At 60.0% G+C, this 7,871-nt stretch carries 8 protein-coding genes; 1 reads left to right on the top strand and 7 read right to left on the bottom strand.

Translation table 11 applies throughout. The features are described 5' to 3' along the window. Positions 1 to 432: 432 nt before the first annotated feature. The 6 genes from GIW04_RS24920 to GIW04_RS24895 form a co-directional block, all read right to left on the bottom strand. A complete protein-coding gene (locus GIW04_RS24920) occupies positions 433 to 672 on the bottom strand; it encodes a DUF6124 family protein (RefSeq protein WP_094775196.1) in 240 nt (79 codons plus the stop codon). Positions 673 to 1,117: 445 nt separating this feature from the next. Then, a complete protein-coding gene (mddA, locus tag GIW04_RS24915) occupies positions 1,118 to 1,885 on the bottom strand; it encodes a methanethiol S-methyltransferase (protein WP_057711771.1) in 768 nt (255 codons plus the stop codon). Between the two features lie 121 nt (positions 1,886 to 2,006). Beyond that, positions 2,007 to 3,275 (bottom strand): NAD(P)/FAD-dependent oxidoreductase, encoded by a 1,269-nt coding sequence (locus tag GIW04_RS24910; RefSeq protein WP_120248140.1) that lies wholly within the window; start codon positions 3,273 to 3,275, stop codon positions 2,007 to 2,009. Next, on the bottom strand, positions 3,272 to 4,024 hold the full coding sequence (locus tag GIW04_RS24905) for an amino acid ABC transporter ATP-binding protein (RefSeq protein ID WP_057711772.1): 753 nt from the start codon (positions 4,022 to 4,024) through the stop codon (positions 3,272 to 3,274). The genes GIW04_RS24910 and GIW04_RS24905 overlap by 4 nt, the downstream gene beginning before the upstream one ends. Then, a complete protein-coding gene (locus GIW04_RS24900) occupies positions 4,021 to 4,689 on the bottom strand; it encodes an amino acid ABC transporter permease (RefSeq protein ID WP_003191710.1) in 669 nt (222 codons plus the stop codon). The genes GIW04_RS24905 and GIW04_RS24900 overlap by 4 nt, the downstream gene beginning before the upstream one ends. After that, the gene (locus tag GIW04_RS24895) at positions 4,686 to 5,468 is read right to left on the bottom strand and encodes an ABC transporter substrate-binding protein (RefSeq protein WP_120248139.1); all 783 of its coding nucleotides are present in this window, start codon (positions 5,466 to 5,468) and stop codon (positions 4,686 to 4,688) included. The genes GIW04_RS24900 and GIW04_RS24895 overlap by 4 nt, the downstream gene beginning before the upstream one ends. A gap of 215 nt (positions 5,469 to 5,683) precedes the next feature. On the opposite strand from GIW04_RS24895, the gene GIW04_RS24890 reads away from it, so the two are divergent. Then, positions 5,684 to 6,463 (top strand): IclR family transcriptional regulator, encoded by a 780-nt coding sequence (locus GIW04_RS24890; RefSeq protein ID WP_003191707.1) that lies wholly within the window; start codon positions 5,684 to 5,686, stop codon positions 6,461 to 6,463. Positions 6,464 to 6,676: 213 nt separating this feature from the next. Here the strand turns inward: GIW04_RS24890 and GIW04_RS24885 are convergent. Further along, a partial coding sequence (locus GIW04_RS24885) for a saccharopine dehydrogenase family protein (protein ID WP_236479296.1) occupies positions 6,677 to 7,871 on the bottom strand: 1,195 nt, incomplete at its 5' end.

Below are 7,871 nucleotides of genomic sequence, written 5' to 3'. Positions count from 1 at the left end.
TGGTAAATATGACTGTGATGCGTGGGGTAATCGTAGGGTTAATAATTATTTGTGGGAAAAGTGCTGAATTGTATTTTTCAGAAAGCTGGATTTCATTTTTGTATGTCGGTTGAGTTAGCTTTAACTAGGTTGGGCCAGTCATGTAATCTGACTGGCCTTTTTATTTGTGAGTTGGTTTCACGTTGCCGGCGCACTCGATGATTATGTCTTTTGAGATTTTCCTCTATTTCAGCCGGTTGGGTGAGCTTCCAGCCGCCGCGACACGATACCTCAGGCGTGCAAAAAAAGGCCTGAAGGGGTGCAGGGCGTAGCGAGCTTGCTCGCGAAAAACTTCCGGGCCCTGCGGTCACCCAGGTTGCCCGCGTCATCGTTGACGATCTTCGCGAGCAAGCTCGCTCCTACAGTGGGTAAGGGTGCGGCACGATCATCAGATCAAGTGGCTGGGTGGGTGTCATCCAATGCCTTGTCTACGAGCAACTGCACACCTTCGAGCATGCGGCAGATGCCCAGCGCTACGTTGCGTTGGGTACCGTCGATTTCAAAGGCTAGATGAGTCGCGATGTCACTGATGGAGGCTAGATCCTGGGACGCGTTGATCAACAATGTTTCCGTGCCTAGCTCGGGGCGTACGGTGAAGAGCGTTTCTGGGGGATTTGGGGTGTCTTTGATCATGGTGAAACTCCGTCGACAAGTGGAGCCGCCAGCGTTCGCGGTCAAGCGAAGAGGGTGGCAGCTGTACGCGGGTTGACCGACCGGTTGTCAACGAACCCGGCATACCCGAAGGTATCCCGCGCACAACTGCCGCGACACAATACCTCAGGCACAAAAAAAACGCCTGAAGAGGTGCAGGGCGTAGCAGTTCGTTAACAAGGTCGGACGGTCAAATCCGGTCGCTGAATTGGCAGCGACGGTCCACAGGTTATTCAGCGAAATTCCGAGCGACAACCTGAAACAGTTGTGAGAAATATCCTGACGCCGCAAATCCTCTGTGGGAGCTGGCTTGCCTGCGATAGCGGTTTTTCAGTGCCGGATGTGCTGGCTGACACAGCGCCATCGCAGGCAAGCCAGCTCCCACATTTTGATCTTTATTGTTCGTGGGAACGATCAGGACAGTGGGTTAGTGGCGGGGCCTGTTGAGACGCGGCACGATCATGCCTACCTCACGCTGATAACGCCGATACCGCTCACCAAACAGCGCCACCAAATCCCGTTCTTCGAAACGGGCGCCGATGAAGAGATACACCGACATCCCCAGCGCAAACAGCAGATGCCCCACAGTCATATGCGGCGTTGCCCAAAAGGCGATCAGGAAGCCCAGGTACAGCGGATGACGCACGACTTTGTAGAGCAGCGGCGTCCTGAATGCCGGGCCCGATTGTGGGGCGTTGCGCCAGCGATCAATGGCCTGTTTCAGCCCGAACAACTCGAAGTGACTGATCAAGCAGGTTGCCAGCACCACGATGCCCCAGCCCAGCCAGAACAGGCCGGTTAGCAGTGCCTTGGCCCAGGCGGCGTCAACCTCCCAAACGGTGTGCCTAATGGGCCGCCATTGCCAGAACAGCAGCGCGAGCATCAGGCTGGAGAGCAGCACATAGGTGGAGCGCTCCACCGCTGCCGGGGCGAAGACTGCCAGCCAGCGCTTGAAGCGTTTACGCGCCATGGCGCTGTGCTGGACGCCAAACACAATAATCAGTGACGTATTGATCATGAGTGCCAGCGCCCAGTCGATGCGCGCGCCGGAGTCGATGTGTTTGGGTACGACCACAGCCCCCATGAAGCCCATCATGTAAAGCAAGGTGAATAAGAAAACCAGATAGCAGCAGGTGCTATAGACCAGGCCAGCCAAGCGTGCCGTGAAGTTGTTTGAAGAGGTCTGCCGTTTCATGGACGATTCCTTTCGCACATGGTGAATGGGTGAGCCAATCGATGACTGGCTCGCTCAGGCTAACGGCATTCACGCAATCGGTAACCTGTTGGAATTGACAGTTGCAAGAGCATTTGGCGATTTAACCGACGTTCAACCGATCCAACAAGCTATACCAGGCCACGCCCGCGCCAATGTAGAACCGCTGCAAGCCATGCAGGGGCAAACGCTGCAACGGCGTTATCGGGTAGGCGAACTCTGCCGTGCTGTCACACAGCCGCCCGGCCAATTGCTGGCCCAGGCTGGTACACAACGCGATCCCGCGCCCATTGCAACCCAACGCCAGGGTGAGCCCCGGCGCCGGTTCGTGGACATGGGGCATGAAGTCCCGCGTGATTGCGATGCGCCCGGCCCAGCGGTAGTCGAATTCCAATGGCCCCAGTTGCGGAAACAGCAGCGCCAGGGAGCGCTCCAGGTGGGCAAAGTCGGCCGGCCCGGTGGGGTCGTTGAACAGGCCGCGGCCGCCCATCAGCAGGCGCCCATACGCGTCTTTGCGAAAATACAGCAACAAGCGTTGCGCGGTCGACACGGTTTCCTGGCCTGGCAAAATGCTTTCGGCTGCGCGGCCACTCAATGGCTTGGTGGCGACGATAAAACTGTTGGCCGCAAGGACGCTCTGGGCCATGCCGGGCCATAAGTGATCGCTGTAGCCATTGGTGGCCAGCACCACTTGATCTGCCGTGACCTGCGCACCGCCGGCTGTCTGCAGTTGCCAAGCCGAACCCTGGCGCTGCAGGCCTGTCACCGCGCTGTGGCCATGCACCCGTGCGCCGGCCGCCAACGCCGCTGCCACCAACCCGCGGGCATACGCCAAGGGTTGAATGGCCCCGGCACGGCCATCCAGCCAGCCGCCGGCAAACGCCGAGCTGCCCATGCGTGACGCCACCGCCGTGGCATCCAGGCGCTGAACTGGTACGCCGCGTCGGGCCCATTGTTCGGCCCGAGCATGCAGCCCGGCCACCGCCTTTTCACTGTACGACACCTGCATCCAGCCCTTGCGCACCGGCGCGCAATCGATGCCATGGCGTTCGATCAGCTTGAACACCAGGTCCGCCGAGTTCGACACCGTGGCGATCAACGGCTCGGCGCGTTCCGGCCCGTACTTCTGTACCAGCTGCTGCGGGTCATATTTGAGCGTGGGGTTGACTTGCCCACCGTTGCGCCCCGAGGCACCCCAGCCTGGCTCATGGGCCTCCAGCACACACACGCGCACGCCACGCTCTGCCAAGTGCAGCGCCGTCGATAAACCGGTATATCCGGCTCCGACAATCGCCACGTCGACCTTCACCGACTCGTTCAATGCCGGTGTTGGCACCACTGACGGCGCAGTCGCCGACCACAACGATTTCATGACAGGCTCCGCGTGTTGCCTGTGGGGTGCAGCACGCGCCGCAGGAAATCCTGGGTACGCGCATGCTGCGGGTTGCCCAGCACCTGTTCAGCGGGGCCGCTTTCGACGATGTAGCCGCCGTGCAGGAAGCACACGCGGTCGGCCACTTCGCGGGCAAAGCCCATTTCGTGGGTGACCACGATCATGGTCATGCCTTCATCGGCCAGGGTGCGCATTACCGCCAGCACATCGCCGACCAGTTCCGGGTCGAGGGCCGAGGTGGGTTCATCGAACAGCATGGCGCCGGGTTTCATCGCCAGGGCGCGGGCGATGGCAACGCGTTGCTGCTGGCCGCCGGAAAGCTGTTCGGGGTAGGCGTCGGCCTTGGCGCTCAGGCCGACTTTTTCCAACAGCACCAGGGCTTCTTCGCGGACTTGGCGGGGCGATTCGCCTTTGACGTACACCGGGCCTTCCATTACGTTTTCCAGCACCGTGCGATGGGGGAACAGGTTGAAGCGCTGGAACACCATGCCCATGCGGCTGCGCAGAGCGTGTACGGTCTTGCTGCCACGTTGTACGGTTTCGCCGAACACGTTGATATGCCCGCCGTCGTAGGCTTCCAAGGCGTTGATGCAGCGCAGCAGGGTGGATTTTCCCGAGCCCGAGGGGCCGATCAGGCACACCACTTCGCCCTTGGCCACGTCGAGGTCGACGCCGTGCAGGACGTGGTGGTCACCGTAGTGTTTTTGCAGCTGGCGAATCTCGATCATGCTTTTTTCCTCCGGCCCAGGTACTGCTCCATGCGACGCAGGCCATACACCAGTGGCAGGCTCATCAACAGATAGAGCAGGGCGACCAGGGTGTAGACGGTCATGTTCTGGAAGGTCGATGAGGCGATCAGTTGGCCCTGGCGCGTCATCTCGGCGACGGTGATGGTCGACACCAGCGAGGAGTCCTTGAGCATCATCACCAGGGTGTTGCCGTAGGGCGGCAGGGCGATGCGAAACGCCTGGGGCAGGATCACCCGGCGCATCATCAGCCCCGTGCGCATCCCTAAGGCTTCGGCGGCTTCACGTTGCCCTTGTTCGACGGCGATGATGCCGGTGCGGAAGTTCTCCGCCTGGTACGCCGAGTAGGCGATGCCCATACCGATCACCCCGGCATAAAACGCCGTGAGATGGATACCCATGTCCGGCAGCACGAAGTAGATGTAGAACAGCTGCACGATAATCGGCAGCCCCCGGATGACGTTGATGATGGTGCTGGCGGTCCAGGACAGCGCGCGAATCGGCGACAGCTTGAGCAGCGCCAGCACCAGGCCGAGGGCGCTGCTGAGCAGGAACGACAGCACGGTGATCTGGATCGTCACCCAGGCGCCTTGCAGCAGGATCGGCAGGAAGTCCTGGGCGTTCTGCAGGAACTCAGCCAGGTTCATGGGCGCTCCTGGGCGTCCAGCCCCCATTTCTTGAGGATGCTGTCCAGCGTGCCGTCGGCCTTGATACTGGCGATGGCGGTGTTCAGGCGCTCAAGGGTTGCGGCATCGCCCTTGCGCACCACCAGGCACACTTCGCCGACGTTAGTGGGCTTGTAGTCAGGCGCCAGTTTCACGCCTTTGAACAGCTTTTGACGGATCTGGTAGGCCACCACCGGCTGGTCACCCACGGCGGCCTTGATGCGGCTCAGGGACAGGTCGCGAACCATCTCACCGATGGAGTCGTAGGTGCGGATCTCCTTGAAGATGCCCAGCTTGTTCAGTTGGTCGTAGAAGATTGTGCCGGCTTGCACGCCGACGACCTGGCCTTTGAGCGGCATAAGGTCAGGGTAGGCGGCATCGTCGTCGGCGCTGATGATCAGCCCTTCACCATAGGCGTAAACCGGGGCGCTGAAGTCGACCACTTGGGTACGCTCCGGGGTCTTGAGCATGCCGGCGGAAATAAAGTCCAGCTTGCCGGACGTCAGGGACGGGATCAGCGCGGCAAAGTTGGTCTGCTCGATCTGGCTGCTGAACCCGCCGGCCTTGCCGACGGCTTCGGCTACGTCGACCATCACGCCCTGGATGCTGTTGCTCTTGATATCCAGGAAGGTAAACGGCGAACCACTGGCGGTTGCACCGACTTTGTACGAGGACGCACTGCCTGCGTGCGCGACGCTGATGCAGAGCGTGGCGCACAGGCCGAAGGCAAGGCGGCGAAACAAGGGCGAAAGACTGTTCATCGGGTTACTCCAGACGGAAAACGGAAAGTCAGTACCGCAAGCGGCTGCCGATGAAATCGCAAGCTCTATGCCATTTCGAATCAGAAAAATCGTAAATGATGGTAGAAAGTTTTAAAAATGAACCTTTCGTATCGATATGCGATATTTAATGGTCATTAATCAGCTTTTAAGGTAGAAATATCACCACGCCTGAGCCACCTGCCCGCGAGTTCGCCATGTCCGAAGACCGCAACAGTTTGCACAACCAATCCCTGGAAAAAGGCCTGTCGGTGCTCAAGGCTTTTAGCGCACAACGCCGTAGCATGAGCCTTGCAGAGGTGGCAGAGGCCGCCGGCATGACCAAAAGCTCGGCCCAGCGCATGGTGTTCACCCTCGAAAGCCTGGGTTACCTTCGGAAACACTCGCGCACACGCCATTACCAACTCACCCCTCGGGTATTGGAGCTGGGCTTCAGTTACCTGGATGCGCATTCGTTGATCGAAGTGGCCAACCCGTTCTTGTCCGAGTTGACCCGATTGACCGGCGAGACGTCGTGCCTTACCGAGCCGGCGGGCTACGACATGACGTACATCGCGCGCTTTGTTAGCGCAGGGTTCGTGCCGGTGCATATGCCGATTGGCTCACGGGTGCCGATGTACTGCACGGCGTCGGGGAGGGCGTATTTGAGTGCGTTGCCGCAGGAGGAGGCGTTGGCGTTGATCGAGAACAGCCAGCGAGTGGCGCATACCAGCCGCACGCTGACCGACGTCGAGGCGATCATGGCCTCCTTGGAGCAGGTGAGGGCGCAGGGCTATGCGGTGAACACTCAGGAACTGTTCCTCGGCGACATGACCATCGGCGCGCCGGTGCTGGGCGGCAATGGCCGGCCCGTGGCCGCAGTGCATGTGGTGGCGCCGACCAGCCGCTGGTGCCAGGCGGATGCCGAACGGCAACTGGCGCCGGCGCTGTTGCAGTGCTCAAGGGCGTTGAGTAATTCGGCGCGGAATCTGGAATGAACCGAAGCTCCGTTTGCGCTGCAGATTCAGTGTGGGAGCTGGCTTGCCTGCGAAAGCGTCAGTTCAGTGACAGATTAATTGACTGACACGCCGCCATCGCGGGCAAGCCAGCTCCCACATTTTGATCCTCATTGTTCTTCGCGCTGTAGGTGAGCCCACACAAAAAATGCGCCCCTGGGGGCGCATTCTTTTTGCTCGGTCAGCTATCGCCTATCAGGCCGTCGCATCCCAGGCCCGATCACCGTTCTCGTCTTTGATCCGAGTCGGTAAGCCCATCACATCCAGCGCCTTGAGGAACGGCTCGGCCGGCAGTTCCTCGACGTTGGCCATGTGCTTGACATCCCACTCGCCACGCGCCACCAGCAGCGCAGCGGCTACCGGTGGTACGCCTGCGGTGTAGGAGATGCCCTGGCTGTCGGTCTCGGCATAGGCCTCTTCGTGATCAGCCACGTTGTAGATGAACATCTCACGCGGCTGGCCATTCTTGGTGCCTTTGACCAGGTCACCGATGCAGGTCTTGCCGGTGTAGCCAGGCGCAAGCGAAGACGGGTCGGGCAGCACGGCCTTGACCACTTTCAACGGCACCACTTCCAGGCCTTCGGCGGTCTTGACCGGCTGTTCGGAGAGCAGGCCGAGGTTTTTCAGCACGGTGAACACGTTGATGTAGTGTTCGCCGAAGCTCATCCAGAAACGCACGTTGGGCACGTCGAGGTTTTTCGACAGCGAGTGCACTTCATCGTGGCCGGTGAGGTAGAGGTTTTGCGAGCCGACTACCGGCAGGTCGTCGGTGCGTTTGACTTCGAACATGGTGTTGCTGGTCCACTGGCTGTTCTGCCAGCTCCACACCTGCCCGGTGAATTCGCGGAAGTTGATTTCCGGATCGAAATTGGTGGCGAAGTATTTGCCATGGGAGCCGGCATTGACGTCGAGAATGTCGATCGAATCAATGCGGTCGAAATGCTGTTGCTGCGCCAGCGCGGCATATGCGTTGACGACACCTGGGTCGAAGCCCACGCCAAGGATGGCGGTGATGTTCTTCTGTTTGCATTCTTGCAGGTGGTTCCACTCGTAGTTGCCGTACCACGGCGGGGTCTCGCAGACCTTGCCCGGCTCTTCGTGGATGGCGGTGTCCAGGTAAGCCACGCCCGTGTCGATGCAGGCACGCAGTACCGACATGTTGAGGAAGGCGGAGCCGACGTTGATGACGATCTGCGATTCGGTCTCGCGGATCAGGGCCTTGGTCGCTTCCACGTCCAGGGCGTTCAGCGTGAAGGCTTGGATATCGGCGGGAACCTTGAGGCTACCTTTGGCCTTGACGCTGTCGATGATGGCCTGGCATTTGGAGATGTTGCGCGACGCGATAGCAATACGACCGAGTTCGTCGTTGTGCTGCGCGCACTTGTGGGCC

The sequence above is a fragment of the Pseudomonas sp. PA-4-8C genome, assembly GCF_021606625.1.
GTDB lineage: Bacteria > Pseudomonadota > Gammaproteobacteria > Pseudomonadales > Pseudomonadaceae > Aquipseudomonas > Aquipseudomonas lactis.
Note: the sequence above shows the minus strand (reverse complement) of the source record. Positions and strands in the feature narration are given on the sequence as shown.